This is a genomic window from Flaviaesturariibacter aridisoli (genome assembly GCF_004343705.1).
In the GTDB taxonomy this organism is placed as follows: domain Bacteria; phylum Bacteroidota; class Bacteroidia; order Chitinophagales; family Chitinophagaceae; genus Flavisolibacter; species Flavisolibacter aridisoli.
In genome coordinates this window covers 60,678-75,169 of sequence record NZ_SKFH01000015.1, presented here as the reverse complement: position 1 = coordinate 75,169, position 14,492 = coordinate 60,678, and the positions used below count along the sequence as shown (strand labels likewise).

The following is a 14,492-nucleotide window of genomic DNA, read 5'->3' as shown; positions in this document are numbered from 1 at the left end:
TGTACCCCTGTGACGCGCCCCAAAGTCCTTTTATTCAATCCCCGCAGTGCCCGCTCAAAGCCCCGCATACCTAACTCGATCCTGAGTATCGCCGCTTCGATCGAAGGTCGCTATGAGTACGTGATCGTGGACGGCAACTGTGAAGCCGATCCGGCAGCGCGCATCTTCGACTACCTGGAAAGGGGCGGCTTTGGGTTCTTCGCCTGCACCGTGATGCCCGGCCCGCAACTCCAGCAAGCCATTCCCATCACGCGCGACATACGCGCGCACTATCCCGGCATCCATACGGTGTGGGGCGGCTACTTTCCGTCCAACCAGCCCCAGGCCGTGCTTGGCTCGGGCTACGTGGATTTCGTGGTGAGCGGCCCCGGCGACAAGTGCTTTCCCGCCCTGCTCGACGCCCTGACAAACGGCAGCTCCTGGGAGCAGGTGCCCAACCTGATCTACGGGAAAGAAGGGGGCATCGTGCGCACCCGCAAAGACGAGCTATACGACCAGGACGCGCTGCCTGACCTGCCCTATGAAAAGCTCGACGGGTATTACCCGCTCGGTCGCTACCTCGGCAAAACTTGCCTCGGCAGCAAGACGATCGCTTACCACTCGAGCATCGGGTGTCCGTTCAAGTGTGCGTTCTGCGCCGTGGTGCCCATTTACAATGCGCGCTGGTCGGGGAAGAGCGCCGAGCGGATCTACGCCGACATCAAGCTGCTCCGCGGGCGCTGGGGCGGCAATGCCATCGAGTTTCACGACAACAACTTTTTTGTATCGGAAAAACGCACGGCCGCTTTCGCGCGCCTCATCGCCCCGGAGGGCATCAGCTGGTGGGGCGAAGGCCGCATCGACACCATTCATCGGTATTCGGACGAGACGCTGGCGCTCATGCGCGACTCCGGCTGCAAGATGATCTTCTTCGGCGCGGAAACCGGAAACGACGAGGTGTTGAAGCGAATGGACAAGGGCGGCACGCAAACGGGGGCGCAGATCAAGGAATTCGCCGCACGCATGGCGCGCTTCGACATCATTCCCGAATACTCATTCGTGCTCGGCACCCCCGGCCCGACGCCGGAGGCAGTGATGAAGCAGATCGATGAAGACATTGCTTTTATCCGGGCTATTAAAGAGATCAACCCGCGCACCGAGATCGTGATCTACGTGTACAGCCCGGTGGCCGTGGAAGGAACGCAATTGTACCGCGAGGCGCAGGCCCAGGGCTTTCGTTTTCCCGAAAAGCTCGAAGACTGGATCGCACCCGCCTGGGCTTCCTTCGACCTCCGCAAGAACCCGCTGACGCCCTGGCTCACCCCGGAGATGATCGACAGGATCAAGGATTTCGAAACCGTGCTGAACGGCTATTATCCCACCGTGTCGGATGTGCGGATGTCTCCGCTGAAGCGACGGGTCATGCGCTCGGTGGCCGCGTTGCGCTACCGATCGGGTCTGTATAAGATGCCCTACGAGCTGAAAGTCCTGCAAAGGCTCTGGAAATACCGCCGGCCCGAAATCGAAGGCTTCTAACCATCAACTCCAAACCCCATACTGATCTTGCGTCGCGTAGTCAAATACCTGGTTTCGATCTCCGTACGGCCCGCACTGGTTCGGTACCTGTCCAGTACGCGCACCTACTGCTACCGCAACATCGTGCTGCAGGTGCCGCCACAGGTATTTCACCCCGGCTTTTTTTCGAGTACGAAAATGCTGCTGCGCTACCTCTGCACGTTGCCCCTGCGCGGACGTACGGCGCTGGAGCTTGGCGCAGGCAGCGGGCTCATTGCGATCGCGCTGGCACAGCAGGGCTCGGAGGTAACGGCGACGGATATCAATGAGATCGCGCTGGGGCAGTTGCAGCGGAATGCAGCTGCCAACGATGTTTCGCTCAACATACGCCGTTCCGATCTCTTCGGCTCGCTGACCGGTGAGCGTTTCAGCCTCATCGCCATCAACCCGCCCTACTACAAGCGCGCAGCACGCAATGAACGTGAGCAGGCCTGGTATTGCGGCCCGAAAGGCGAATACTTTGCCCGCCTGTTTGCGCAGCTGGGCCCACACCTCTTTCCCGACAGCGAGGTGCTGATGGTGCTCAGCGACGACTGCGACCTGGAAATGATCCATCGCCTGGCCGGGCACAACGGCTTCACCCTTCGTTGCGTGCAACGCCGGCGCAACTTCATTGAAACCCATCTTATTTACCGGATTGAAAAAACAGCTGCCGATGCCTGAGTGTGGTTTTGTTGCCGAATACCTGAAGCTGCGCGGAAGCGAAGGCCGTGTGTATCCCGATGAGTGGGTGCGCTGCCTGCCGCATATGCCGCGAGGCGGCGCACATGCTTCCGAATGGCGGTTGCGTGCCCGGTCTGCCCGGCGGTTGCGGCATTACCTGGGGCAGCGCACGCCGTTGCGCCTGCTGGAAGTAGGCTGCGGCAACGGCTGGCTGTCGCACTACCTGTCGCTGCTTCCCGGCACCGAGGTGCTGGGCATCGACATCAACGGTCCCGAGCTCGGGCAGGCCCGGCGTCTCTTCGTGCGCCCGAACCTTTCGTACCGGCAAACAACGCTGGAGGACCTTAGTGCCGGCAGCTTCGATTGCATTCTTTTCGCCGCTTCCTTTCAATATTTCTCCGGCGTGCCGGCGTTGCTGGACGCCTGTTTCCGCCGCCTTGTGCGCGGTGGTTCGGTACACATCATCGATACGCATTTTTACCCGACGCAAAAGCGCGCCGCTGCCCGCGACCGCAGTGCCGCTTATTTTGCCCGCCAGAACGCCGTTACGATGGAGCGCTACTACCAGCATCACAGTTTCGAAGAACTCGACGCCTACCACTTCCGCTTGTGCAATCCGTTCAGCGACCGGCTTCGGCGCCTGGGTGGTACCGTATTTCCATGGATCCAAATCGAACGTCCCTCATGAGCCCGATACTATTCACCCATTCGTACTACCTGCGCCTCGACCCGAAGCAATGGAAGCTGCAGCAGCCCTACGCGCCGCTCGGCACGCTGTACGCGGCGGCGCTGCTGCGCAGCGCGGGCCATGCGGTATCGCTGCACGACGTCACCTTCGAGCAGGGCGTAGGGCGGTTCGGCCAGGTGCTTGCCGACGCCGGCCCGCGTATCGTTGTTTTGTACGACGATGGCTTCAATTACCTCACGAAGATGTGCCTCACCAACATGCGCGCCGCCGCTTTCGAAATGATCGCCGCCGCGCAGGCACAGGGTTGTACGGTGATCGTGCACAGCTCGGATGCGACCGATCATTTCGTGCAATACCTGGAGGCTGGTGCCGATTACGTAATCGTGGGCGAAGGGGAGCAAACCCTCCTCGAGCTGGTCAACGCCCTTCAGGAAGCTGCGCCGGCACTACGCACGATCGCAGGGCTGGTGTTCGGCGACGCGGAAGGCGTGGTGAAAACCGCGCCCCGGCCCGTTCTGCGCGATCTTGACCGCCTGCCTTTCCCCGCCTGGGATCTTGTCGACTTCGCACCTTATCGTTCTGCATGGCTAAAGAGCAGCGGTTATTTTTCAGTCAACATCGCCACCACGAGGGGTTGTCCGTATAAATGCAATTGGTGTGCGAAGCCGATTTATGGGAACCGCTATAACGTGCGCTCACCGCAGCAGGTGGTTGCCGAGATCGCCCGGCTGCGCACCCAGGCAGCGGTGGATCATATCTGGTTCTGCGACGACATCTTCGGTCTCAAGCCCGGGTGGGTTGCGGCTTTTGCCTCGCTCCTGGAACAGGAAGGGCTCCGCATCCCCTTCAAGATACAATCGCGCGCCGACCTGCTGGTGCAACCCGACTACGTGGAGGCACTTGCCCGCGCCGGTTGCGCCACCGTGTGGATGGGTGCCGAAAGCGGTTCGCAGGCGATCCTCGACGCGATGGACAAGGGCATCACCCTGGCACAGATCGCTGCAGCGACGGCACTGCTGCGGCGGCACCGCATCGATCCCTGCTTCTTCCTTCAATTTGGGTACCTCGGTGAACAGAGGGAAGACATCGAAGCTACGATCCGGATGATCGACGAGCTGCAGCCGGCCGAGATCGGGATCTCCGTTTCCTATCCATTGCCGGGTACGTTGTTTTACGAAAAGGTCCGCGCGCAGCTTCGGGAAAAATCCAACTGGCGCGATTCAGACGACCTGTCGCTGATGTACCGCGATGAGCGTACGGCGCTTTTCTATCGCCGCCTGCATCGCTTTGTGCACCATCACTACCGGCAGCAGCGGCACCGTCGCCAGTTAGCAGAAAGCGCGCCGCTGTGGCAACCGGCCAACCTGCGCCGCGTGGCTTCGCTGCTGCGCCTCGCGCCGGCACTGTGGCTCGAACGTATCCGGTTAAACCGCCTGCAGCGCAACCTATGAGCCGGGCAATAACCATATCGGAGCAGCCGGCGGCCGAGGCGTTTAGCCGTCAGGCTCCGCTTTTTGACGGGCTGTACGGCAGCAATCCTATCATCGCCTACAAGCGGGCACGGGTGCGCGCGCAGGTGGAGCGACACCTGGCACCTGCAAGCCGTATCCTGGAACTCAATTGCGGCACCGGAGAGGATGCTCTTTATTTTTCATCGAAAGGTCATTCGGTGCTGGCCACCGATGTGTCGGAAGCTATGCTTGCACAGCTGCGGCAAAAAGCTTTTAGCTTGGACGGTTGCGGGCACCTGGAGGCAAGGCATTGTTCGTATCACGACCTGCGCGCGCTGCCACCCGAAGCCCCGTTCGACCTGGTTTTTTCCAACTTCGGCGGGCTTAACTGCACCGACCGGCTGGCGGATGTTCTGCAATCGGCGGCGGACCTCCTGCGTCCCGGTGGCCTGCTTACGGTCGTGGTCATTCCGCCCTTTTGCCTATGGGAGAGCCTCCTGCTCCTCAAGGGCGAATGGCGAACGGCTACCCGTCGCTGGTTCAGCCGGGGAGGCGCGAGCGCACAGGTAGAAGGGCAGCGTTTCCGGTGCTGGTATTACCGTCCCGTATTTATACGGAAAGCGCTCAGGGCTGAATTCAATGTCTTGGAGCTTGAAGGTTTATGTACGCTGGTGCCCCCGTCTTATCGCGAGCGTTTCCCGAAACGATTCCCGCGTCTCCTGCACCTGTTGCAGCGTTGGGAAGATCGTTGGGCGCATCGTTGGCCCTGGCGCTCGGTCGGCGACTATTTCATTATGACGCTGCAGAAGAGGGGAGGGGCTTGAGTTCTGCGATCATGCAGGCTGCTTCGTCCGGTCCGTTTCGTCCAGGCTGCCGTTCCAGTTTCAATAGACGCTCCCGCTGCCGATGCAGCAACGCATACTTGCGGGCCGTGTACCGGAAGGTTGTCAACGCGAGGCGTGCGCCGATGGCGCCGTCGAGAAAGCCGGCGAGGAGCAAGTAGCTTTTGACCGCGTCAAAGAGCGGCGCTACGAATCGCTTCAACAGCCCGGCCTTCTTTCCCTGCCGCGCATAGGTCAACGCACTCAGCAACGCGTAGTGCTCTTTTTTACGATAATAAAAGTCCGGGTCGGCAATGCCGAAATGCTGAATATTGCCGGGAACGTCCTGTACACGAAAGGCGCCCGTCAGGCGCTCGTGCACGGCGTACCCGTTCCAGCGGGCATCGCCGCGGTGGTATAGGCGCGCAATGCGCTCGAAGCCCAGCGTGCCGAAGCGGATGGGGCGCTCCTCCCAATGATTGCGGCGGCGAAAACGGTACACGCGGCCACGCTCGAGTATCTGGTTTTTCAGTTGGGTGATCAGGTTTTCATCGAGCCGCTCGTCGGCGTCCAGTGCCAGGATCCAGTCGTGGCGCGCCAGCGCGGCGCCGAGGTTGCGGGCGGCGCCGTAGCCCTGCCAGGTATGGATCTGTACCCGGGCCCGGCAGAGTGCGGCCAGCCGCGTGGTGGCGTCGTTGCTTCCACAGTCCACCACAACGATGTCATCGCTCAGCGCGCGCGCTGAGCGCAGGCAGTCCATGATGTTGGCCGCTTCGTTGCGGGTAATGACGACGACAGATATGGGCGTGGCGGCTGGCATCAGGAACGGGCAGGTGAATAGGTTTTCAGCAACGGCGGTTGCAGTTCGCAGATCCGGTTGTCGTAGCGGGCCAGGAGCTGTGCCTGGAAGCGTCGTGGGTCGGGCTTGGCGAAGTGCTTGCCCGCTTCCATGCTGAGCACGATGCCGCGGTTGTTGCGCCGGCCGGCGTCTGTCTTTTTCTTCCAGCGACCGGCGGTGATGCGTTGCAGCGTCGTATCGAGTGCATTGCCGGCCGCGTGGTACAGGCTGCGTTCCAGCAGGCGTGTCCACCACATCGGCTTGCGGTCCTGAACATACGATACGCGCAGGCGGTGGTTGGGCAGGAAGCCGAGGCGCCAGTTGTTGGCGCGGAAAAAGGCATCGAAGGCGGTACTGCCCTGCAGGGGGAGCAGTGTGGCGATCTCGGTTGCCGTGTAAATGTTTTTCTCGCGGATCTCGAGGCCGGCTTCATCGATGAAATAGTTCATGCAGAAATACTGTTCCCGCCCGACGAGAAAGCTCAGTTTTTTCAACCCGTGCAGCAGCGTACGTGCCAGCCAGAGGCGGTTGGGTGCGGTAATGATGAAGAGATCGATGTCGGATCCTTCGTCGGCATAGTTCTTCGACAAGGAACCCGATACAGCGACGCCGCGAACAAAGGGAAAGGCTGAAATGATCCGGGCGACGCGCTTTGCTTTTTGCAGCAGCACCCTTGCTTGCTGGTTGCCTTTGCGGCGACGCGGCACCAGGGCCGGCTCGTCGCGGAGCAGGAAGAGCCCGTCGTAGTGATACACCAGCTTTTCGGTAAGCAGTGCGCGCAGCTCCAGTGCCACGGCCCGTGCCGAATGGGTGCCGGGTGCAAACTGCCGGATTTCCCCCTGCGTTAGCGGGTAGTCGAACAGGTCGAAGTAGGCAAGTGCGGCGATGATGTCCTGGCGTGTATTCACGGGCGGGCGGGTTTGCGGGCTTTCCCAATACGAACGAAAAGGGTGCTGCCCGGGTTGCTCCGTGGTCCGGACGGACCTGGATTTTTATCCCGCGCACCCAGCAGCGTCAGGAAGCAGGCATAAAAGAAAATGCCTTTGTTGACATCCAATATGTTTTCGGACAGGCTGGTGCCGGCAATAAGCAACAGGAAGGCGCCCAGTAGCACATCATGCCGGCGAATGGCTATTTGCGCAAAGTAGCCGAGTGCCAGCATCCAGCAAAGCAAACCTGCGCAGCCATGACGGATCAGTAGGCTCAGGTATTGATTGTGTGCATTGAGCGCATGCAGGTACGAGTCGTACAACCCGTTGCGGAAGTAGGCATCGCGAAGCAGCAGCACTTCTGATCCGCTGCCATGCCCGAGTACCGGCGCCTCACGGCACAGGGCCCAGGCCAGCCTCCAGCGGCTGCCGCGGGGATCGGCCACGAGCCCCGCTCCCCGCTCCGTGCCCAGGTCGGTACCCAGCTCAGTAACGAGCCGTTCATACAGTTCGTGGGCGCGGAAATAGAGGAGGGCAAAGCACGCTGCCGCTGCCAGCCCGGCAAACAGCCACCAGGCTACCCGCTTGCGTCGATCGGCAATGGCGAAGGGCAGCAAGGTTCCGCCGATCAGTAGCTGTGCAATGAGTACGGCCCGGGAAGCCAGTTGCAGCAGTGCGGCGCCGAGGAGCGCTGTTGCCAGCACAAGCAAGAACGACCGCCCTATCGAACGGGGACCGGTCAGTAGTTCAAACAAAGCCGCCGTAATGGAAAGCGCGAAGAAGAGCGAGACGTACGTAGCGTGTATGTCGAGCGGCGCGGAGAAATTATGGCTCAGGTAGGCCGCGGTCCAGAGCATTGCCATGGGCTGCCGGTGATACAAGATGGTGCGCAGGGCATCGCTGTACAGGTAGAGCGCTACAACGGCATTCACCAGCAGGAACAGGTGAAGCAGCAAGCGGCGGTAGCGATGCAGGTCCACAGCGGTGAGCAGCACACAAAGGGGGAACAGGAATAGGGCCAGCTGCCGTTCCCAGAACGGGAAAGCTTCCGTGGTATAGCGACTGCCCGCGGTAAATAAAACCGTCAGCAGCCACGGCACACTGATAGACAGCAGCCAGCGCCAGGGCAACTGCCGGAGGCGTTGTGCGCTAAGTTGAATGGCGGTATGCGCCACCAGGGCAATGAGTAGCAGCTGGCTGTAAAACCGGTCGAAGGGGAGGCTGCCCGCGAAGAGCCCAAGCAATAGTACGCTCACCTTGTTGGCGGTTGTATCGTGGTGCCAGGCTTTCATCGGGGGGCGCGGCAGGTTTGGTAAATGACTTGCTCGTAGAGGTCGATCACCGGCGTCCAGGCATAGTCGCGTTCGATCTTCAGCTGGTGACGCGCGCGCTGTGGTCGGATAGCCGTTTCGTGATGCTCCTTTATCAGTTGCGCTACTTCATCTGCTGTTGTGAAATAGAGACCGTCTTCACCCAAGATCCGGCTGTTGAAGGGGTTGCGGTGTGCCGCGATGAAGGCGCCACTTGCCATCGCTTCCAGCAGCGACGGGTTGGTGCCGCCCACGCTGTGTCCGTGGAAATACAAGGTCGCCTGCGCGCGCAGCTGGTGCACGGTCTCCTGGTCGAACAGCGGGCCGAGAAAGCGGATGCCGGTATGCCGCGAAAATCGTTTTCGCAATATCGAACCATAGCGGTTTGCTGCGTTACCCACCACCAGCATGGACCGGGCGGAGCCGCTGCGTACGTAGCCTTCCAGTATCCCGGCCACGTGGTTTTCGGGTTCCATCCGGGCCATCAGCATGTAGTAGTTGTCGGGCTGGAGGCCATACAACGCGAGCGTTGCCGCATCGTGGTCACGGCGCACTTCGGCGCCATACGGAATGTAAACCGAGTCAATGCCATAACGGGCGTCGAGGTATTCCTTGATCACCGGTGAGTCGGCAATGTGCCGGTGGCTGTAACGCACCGCCCAGGCCTCGGCGCGGCGGAGAAAGCGTCGTACCGGCGCGGCATATTTCGAGCGCTTCCATTCCAGTCCATCCATGTTGGAAAGGATGGCGCAGCCGCGCGGGAACCAGGGACCCCATACGGAACTGCTTGTATAGCCCAAAAACAGCAAGGCATCGTAGCCTTCGCGGGCCGCATGGCGGAGGCAATTGCGGTCGTACAAGAATTGGCCGAAGGTGCCGAGACGCTCTTCGGGGTCGGTGCAAAGCACGCGGCGTACGCCCTGCCAGGATGGGCTTTTGTCGGGGTGTGTGCCGGAGCAATAGACCGTTACCGCATGACCACGGGCGGCGAGGCCTGCCGCCAGCGTTTCGGAGATCTGCTCGAAGCCGCCGTAGCGGTTGGGAATGCCGCGGGTACCCAGCAACGCAATGCGCAGCGGCCCATCTGTGTGAACGGAAAGAACGGTGCGGCCTGTGGTCAGCGCTTCCTTCATAAGTCAACGGTTTGCGCCCGGTGCTGCCGGATCCGGTCCAGGAATAGTTGCGCCGACGACTGCCAGCTGTAGTTTTCGGTAATGAAGTTTGCGCGTTGCTCCAATAGGGCTTCAGGAGTGGGTTGCTGCAACAGCTCGGTCACGCTTTTAGCAAATGCGTTTTCATCAGACGGATCGACAAGGTCGGGGCCGAAGAACCGGAAATCGGAAAGGGCCGTGCGGTCCGAACACAGCACCGGCACGCGGGCCAGGGCCGCTTCGAGGGGCGGGATTCCGAATCCTTCACCAAGCGACGGATACAGGAATAGCTCAGCACCCAGGTACCAATCGCGCAACACATTGCCGGGCACATCCTGCAGCAACAGGATCGCGGCACGTGTGTCTTCGTCCAGGGCGGCAAGGGCTGCATCCAGTTCCGGCACCGGCAGGGAGCGGCTCCCGATCAATACGAGCTGGTAGCCTTGCGGCGCGAGACCGAGCTGGTGAAAGACCTTCACCAGCAGCTGCTGGTTTTTGCGTGGCTCAAGGCGGCTGACGCACAGCAGGTAGCGGCTGGTTCCGTGCTGTGCTTGTAGTCGTTTTCGTGCTGCGCCGCGCAGGTCAGGGGTCCAATCGAAAGGGGTTACTGCGTTGGGTACCAACGTCAGGCTATCGTTGCCGAGGCCGTACCGGCGGGTGATGCTTTCGACGGCATACTGCGATACCGTTGTACGGATGTCGGCCCGCAGCGCCGACCGGCGGAAGAGGTGGCGGCGTAAATGGCGGTACGGACGAGGGAACGCGGCGGGTAGTTCCTCAAACAACAGGTCGTGCGTGGTAACGATGTAGGGACAGGTCCGTAGCAGGGGTGCCACGTATTGGAAATGCGCATAATCGATCTGGTGCCGGCGAAGCAACTGCGGGATCTCCCAGAGCAGGCGTCCGTAACGCGAGCGGCTCCGGTAGGGGAGAAAACCGATTCGGTCGGCGACGGGCGCAAAGGCGCGCCGCAGGGCGCCAATATCCTGCGCGCCGAGGTACACGTCTACTCCGGGTGCTGCGGCCAGCTCTGTATATAAGCCCTGTAAAAAGGTGCGCGTGCCCTGGTACGGCCCGTCAAATACGTGCGCGTCGGCAAAAATTCGTATGGGGGCAGACGGGGTCATCGGCGCCAGTTTTTAAAGGTTTCGTATCCTTTGCGGATCCAGGCCGGCGGCAGGTACGACGCCACGAGCAGCCCGTAGCCCGCGGTGTAAAAGGGGTTGCACGAAAGGGCGCGGCGCAGGCTCGCGCGTGCGCGTTCGGGGTCGTAGTTGTTCCAGAGGTATTTTTTCCCGAGCAGGGCGTGGTATGCGCCTTCCTTCACCAGTGGGTGGCTTTGCCGGCGGATGATCGCGGCGAGTTCGGCAGCGTCTTCCGTAGAAATACGGCCTGCTGCGAGCGCGGCGGCCTTGATCCGGCGAAAGGCGCGCGGGCGCCAGCGTTCGTCGATCGTGACCGACGATACATTAAGACGAACCTGCACCAGCGGCTCTGGGCTGTTGAGGCCCTTGCCGGCCGGGAGCAGGCGCGTCCAGAGCAGGTGGTCTTCGAAGGTATGCGCGCCTTCGGGGTAGCCCCCCGCCGCCAGCACAGCCTCGCGCCGGACGATGACGCTGCTGTGAATAAACGGACAACTGTGGGGCAGCAGGCGTAGCAGCTCGCTGTGTACGTAGGCGGGTGGCTGCCAGCTGAACACCGGCCGCTTGTCGGCATCCACATATTCCACGGCACTGCCGGCGATCACAAGCGCCGGATCCTGTTGCAGCAGGGCCCGCTGCCGCTCGAGGCGCTGCGGGTGACATAGGTCGTCTGCGTCGAAGCGTGCAACGAGCGGCGCTTGTGCTGCGGCAAGGCCACGGTTGAGGGCAGCGGCCACGCCGCCGTTGGGCTGCCGCAGGAGGCGGATGCGCGGGTCGTTGAAGGCGGCGGCAACGGCCGCGGTGTTGTCGGTGGAGCCGTCGTCTATGATCAGCAGTTCAAAATGAGGATAGGTCTGCGCCAGCACGGAGCGGATCGCATCAGCGATGTAGTCGGCAGCGTTGTAGGCCGGCATCAGTACCGTGATCTCAGGCGTTTGCATCAGGCGCAGTCTTTTGAAGGTCCAGGAAAAAAAGGAGCTCGAAGAGCGGCACGATCGACAGTTGCTCCAGCCAATAGTCGGTAGCCAATAGCGCGGCCATCAGTCCAAGCAAGGGCAGTGTGTAGCGCAGCCGGCGCACCTTCCACACCAGGTAGCCCATGTAGGTCATCAGCAGCAGCAGGCCCGGAAGGCCGTATTCACCCAGCAACTGGTCGTACACGGAGTTGGGACTGTGCACCACCGAATGCAGGCGTTCGGAAGCCGCGAAGTAGGAGAGAAACAGTGCGAGGTGTGCTTTTTCAAAATCGGCGCTGCGGTAGGTAAGTCGTTGCGGGTAGTGCCCGGCGATGCCGAGTCCCGCTACCTTGAATGCCATTTTTGAAGAAAAGGCCGCTGGGCCGGCACCCGTAAAAATACGGGCTGGCTTTGCATGCAGGTAGGAGAGCGTCTGTTGAAACGCAACCACTTTTCCCGGGATGCCGCCCTGCTTCCGCGCCGGTGTGGCGCCCACGGCCACAGCAGCGTGGGCCCATTCCTGGTGCCGGGCCCCCGAGTCATCGCGGTGCTGGAACGCGGCCGAGTGAATAGGATCCTGCGGCAGCTCGGGACGCTGAACCTTACGCACGGTGGCCGCCGCCGCGTTTGCCTGGAGCGCGCCCATGCTGTCTATCCAGCGATGGGCGATGACATCGCGCGGGTCTGCGGTGACCGCCCCGGCAATGGAGGCGGACGCTGCTGCAGGCGGCGCTGTTTTCATCCCCAGCACGTTTTCCATGTAGCCTGTATTCTGCGGCGAGATGCGTGCCCAGAAGATCACGAAGGGAAGCGCACAAAGTGCCAGGATGCTTTTTTGCGCGCGGTCGCTGCGGAAGCAGAAGAGCCACAGAAGGCCCGTCAGTACCAGGGCATTAACGAGGTTGCTGGCCGTCAGCACGAGGGTGGCGAGGCAGACGGCCACTACCGCCCAGCGGCGACGTTGCGCGAATAAGAGTATGCCGATGGCGCAAAGGACGGCATTGGTGGTGCAGGTGTCGAAAGAAATGCCTTTGATGTAGTCGCCCGTGTTGATGAAATATTTCTGGTAGTTGCCCTGGTAGCGATAGGGATTGACGGCGCCCGTTTCCTGGATGATGCGGCAAAGCTGCACCCACGAAACAGCGGCGTTCAAAAAGAGAAAGGCTTCGAAGTTGCGTAGGATCTTCGCTTCGTCCGAGCGCCGGGCTTCGGCCCAGAGGCCGATCGAGAGCAGCCCACAGACCATCCAAACGCCTTCACTCCCGGCGAAGGCCCAGGCGTAATGGGGCTCTGAAAAGCGCTTCGTCCATGCGGCGCTGCTCAGGCCCAGCAAGGCAACGGCCGGGTAAAAAAGCGGTAACAGGGGCGGCCGGCGCAGGAGGGTCGGCCAGGCGGTGCGGTGTCGCCAGAGTAGAAGCAGCAGGGCGGCGGCTTTGACGACAAGCTTTACATTGCACAGCAATACGAGGAAGAGCAGAAGCTGCCCGTCGAGCCGGTTTTCCCATCCGCGAAGCCTGCGCCAGAGCGACACCATGATAACGGTCTGATTGAGCTAATGAATACGGACTCAGGAAGTTCCGGTTGCCTCGGGGTGCCAGCGAAGACGGACCCGCCAGCCAGGCTGTGCGTAGTAATGATACAGCCACGTTTGCAGCAGCAGGGCCAGCACAAAAGAAAGTGCCGCCCCTTCCTTATGCCACAAGGGCACCAGCAGCGCGTTGGCTGCCGCGTTAACGGCAAAGGTGAGGGCGAAGAGCCGGAAGATGAGCCCCGTGCGTCCCTGCGCGAAATGCAGCGACCAGAGGAAGTTGTTGTAGTATAGCAGCGGAACGGAAAGTGACAGTATAAATACGGTACCGCGGCAGGCGGCGCCGTACTTGCCCCCGCTGACCCAGTCGGCTACCGGCACCCAGGCGGCATTGAGCAACAGCACGCTGGCGCCGGCAAGCAGGCACTCGGTGCGCAGTAGCTTTTTCAGCGCGCCGGGAGGGGCACCGCCCTGCAGCAACCGGGTAAAGCGTGGCACCAGCAGCGGTGCAATCGCCAGCAGGGGCAGTTGCGCCAGCTCGAAGCCCTTATAGGCAAAGCTGTATTCGGCCACGACGGCCGCGGGGCAGAGAGCTGCCAGGAACAGCCAGTCGAAGCGGGCCAGGGCAGCAGCAAAGACCGTGGTGCCGAATTGCGGCGCCGCTTCGGTCATCAATGTTTTATACCGGCGCGAGACTCCCCGCCAGCGCAAGCGTCCGCCGCCGTGCAGGTACAACCCCACGCAGGAAGCTGCCTCCAGCGCATCGGCGGCGGCGAACACCCACACGGTGTTGGGCAGAGTCAGGTGTCCCTGACGATAGAGCAGCCAGAGACCCAGCGCCTTCACCGTGTTGGCGGCCACCGACATGCCCAGCAGTCGGCGAAAGCGTTCCTGCCCGTTCACGATGCTTTTGAAGGGCTGGCCCAGGAACAGGAGTCCTTTGCCCGCGGCGAGCAGCAGCACTGCGGTTCCGGAGAGCCCGGGCAGCAAATAATAGGAGAGGAGCAGCAGTCCATAAAAAAGTAGTGCCGCTGAGGCATAATGCACAAGCGCTGTCGACAGCCAGGCGTCGCTGTCGGCGCCGGCCGCAGCCTTGCGCACGAGCAGCTGGTCGATGCCAAAGGAAAGAATTCCGAAGCTGAGCAGGAGGAACGCGAGCAGGCCATTGAGGGCGCCAAATTCCGGCTTGCCCAGCTGCCGCGCCAGTAGTAGAAATACGGCCAGGCTGAGCGCCTGGTTCCAAAGTAATTGCCCGGTGTTGGCTGAAAGGGATCTCCACGCGTCGCGCAGCATGGCCTTAAATACGCGAACCCGGCCGGAAAGGTTGCTAGTTGGCCAGGAAGCGCATGACGATAATGGCAATAAGCGTTACCAGAATCAGGAAAAGGGCGAACTGGTACACGGGCCGGTTGTAGCGGCGGCCGTATTTGTCTTTTCTCATAACGGGGGCTAAAGGTAGGG

At 61.4% G+C, this 14,492-nt stretch carries 13 protein-coding genes; 5 read left to right on the top strand and 8 right to left on the bottom strand.

Features of this window, described 5'->3' with window-relative positions:
• The first annotated feature begins 9 nt into the window (after positions 1 to 9).
• From E0486_RS10750 to E0486_RS10730, 5 genes are read left to right on the top strand one after another with little or no spacing between them, the layout of a single operon-like run.
• Positions 10 to 1,515, top strand: coding sequence for a B12-binding domain-containing radical SAM protein (locus E0486_RS10750; protein WP_131852179.1), 1,506 nt, complete (start codon positions 10 to 12; stop codon positions 1,513 to 1,515).
• A 27-nt stretch (positions 1,516 to 1,542) separates the two neighbouring features.
• Positions 1,543 to 2,217, top strand: a complete 675-nt coding sequence (locus tag E0486_RS10745; RefSeq protein WP_131852178.1) for a methyltransferase — start codon at positions 1,543 to 1,545, stop codon at positions 2,215 to 2,217.
• A complete protein-coding gene (locus E0486_RS10740) occupies positions 2,210 to 2,905 on the top strand; it encodes a class I SAM-dependent methyltransferase (RefSeq protein WP_131852177.1) in 696 nt (231 codons plus the stop codon). Before E0486_RS10745 ends, E0486_RS10740 begins: the two co-directional genes overlap by 8 nt.
• On the top strand, positions 2,902 to 4,356 hold the full coding sequence (locus E0486_RS10735; RefSeq protein ID WP_131852176.1) for a B12-binding domain-containing radical SAM protein: 1,455 nt from the start codon (positions 2,902 to 2,904) through the stop codon (positions 4,354 to 4,356). Before E0486_RS10740 ends, E0486_RS10735 begins: the two co-directional genes overlap by 4 nt.
• On the top strand, positions 4,353 to 5,180 hold the full coding sequence (locus E0486_RS10730) for a class I SAM-dependent methyltransferase (protein WP_131852175.1): 828 nt from the start codon (positions 4,353 to 4,355) through the stop codon (positions 5,178 to 5,180). The genes E0486_RS10735 and E0486_RS10730 overlap by 4 nt, the downstream gene beginning before the upstream one ends.
• On the opposite strand, the gene E0486_RS10725 is transcribed toward E0486_RS10730, so the two are convergent.
• The 8 genes from E0486_RS10725 to E0486_RS10690 are packed head-to-tail and all read right to left on the bottom strand — an operon-like array spanning position 5,149 to position 14,324.
• Entirely contained in the window at positions 5,149 to 5,997 is an 849-nt protein-coding gene (locus E0486_RS10725) for a glycosyltransferase family 2 protein (RefSeq protein ID WP_131852174.1), read from the bottom strand. The genes E0486_RS10730 and E0486_RS10725 overlap by 32 nt on opposite strands.
• On the bottom strand, positions 5,997 to 6,923 hold the full coding sequence (locus E0486_RS10720; protein WP_131852173.1) for a nucleotidyltransferase domain-containing protein: 927 nt from the start codon (positions 6,921 to 6,923) through the stop codon (positions 5,997 to 5,999). Before E0486_RS10720 ends, E0486_RS10725 begins: the two co-directional genes overlap by 1 nt.
• On the bottom strand, positions 6,920 to 8,236 hold the full coding sequence (locus E0486_RS10715) for an O-antigen ligase family protein (protein WP_131852172.1): 1,317 nt from the start codon (positions 8,234 to 8,236) through the stop codon (positions 6,920 to 6,922). The genes E0486_RS10720 and E0486_RS10715 overlap by 4 nt, the downstream gene beginning before the upstream one ends.
• Complete coding sequence (locus E0486_RS10710) at positions 8,233 to 9,387, bottom strand: DUF1972 domain-containing protein (RefSeq protein ID WP_131852171.1); 1,155 nt, start codon at positions 9,385 to 9,387, stop codon at positions 8,233 to 8,235. Before E0486_RS10710 ends, E0486_RS10715 begins: the two co-directional genes overlap by 4 nt.
• The gene (locus E0486_RS10705) at positions 9,384 to 10,532 is read right to left on the bottom strand and encodes a glycosyltransferase family 4 protein (protein WP_131852170.1); all 1,149 of its coding nucleotides are present in this window, start codon (positions 10,530 to 10,532) and stop codon (positions 9,384 to 9,386) included. The genes E0486_RS10710 and E0486_RS10705 overlap by 4 nt, the downstream gene beginning before the upstream one ends.
• Positions 10,529 to 11,488 carry a glycosyltransferase family 2 protein gene (locus E0486_RS10700; RefSeq protein ID WP_131852169.1) on the bottom strand — a complete coding sequence of 320 codons (960 nt, stop codon included), beginning with the start codon at positions 11,486 to 11,488 and terminating at the stop codon, positions 10,529 to 10,531. Before E0486_RS10700 ends, E0486_RS10705 begins: the two co-directional genes overlap by 4 nt.
• Positions 11,475 to 13,037 (bottom strand): hypothetical protein, encoded by a 1,563-nt coding sequence (locus E0486_RS10695; protein WP_131852168.1) that lies wholly within the window; start codon positions 13,035 to 13,037, stop codon positions 11,475 to 11,477. Before E0486_RS10695 ends, E0486_RS10700 begins: the two co-directional genes overlap by 14 nt.
• Positions 13,038 to 13,070: 33 nt before the next feature.
• Positions 13,071 to 14,324, bottom strand: a complete 1,254-nt coding sequence (locus tag E0486_RS10690) for a lipopolysaccharide biosynthesis protein (protein WP_131852167.1) — start codon at positions 14,322 to 14,324, stop codon at positions 13,071 to 13,073.
• Positions 14,325 to 14,492: the final 168 nt, after the last annotated feature.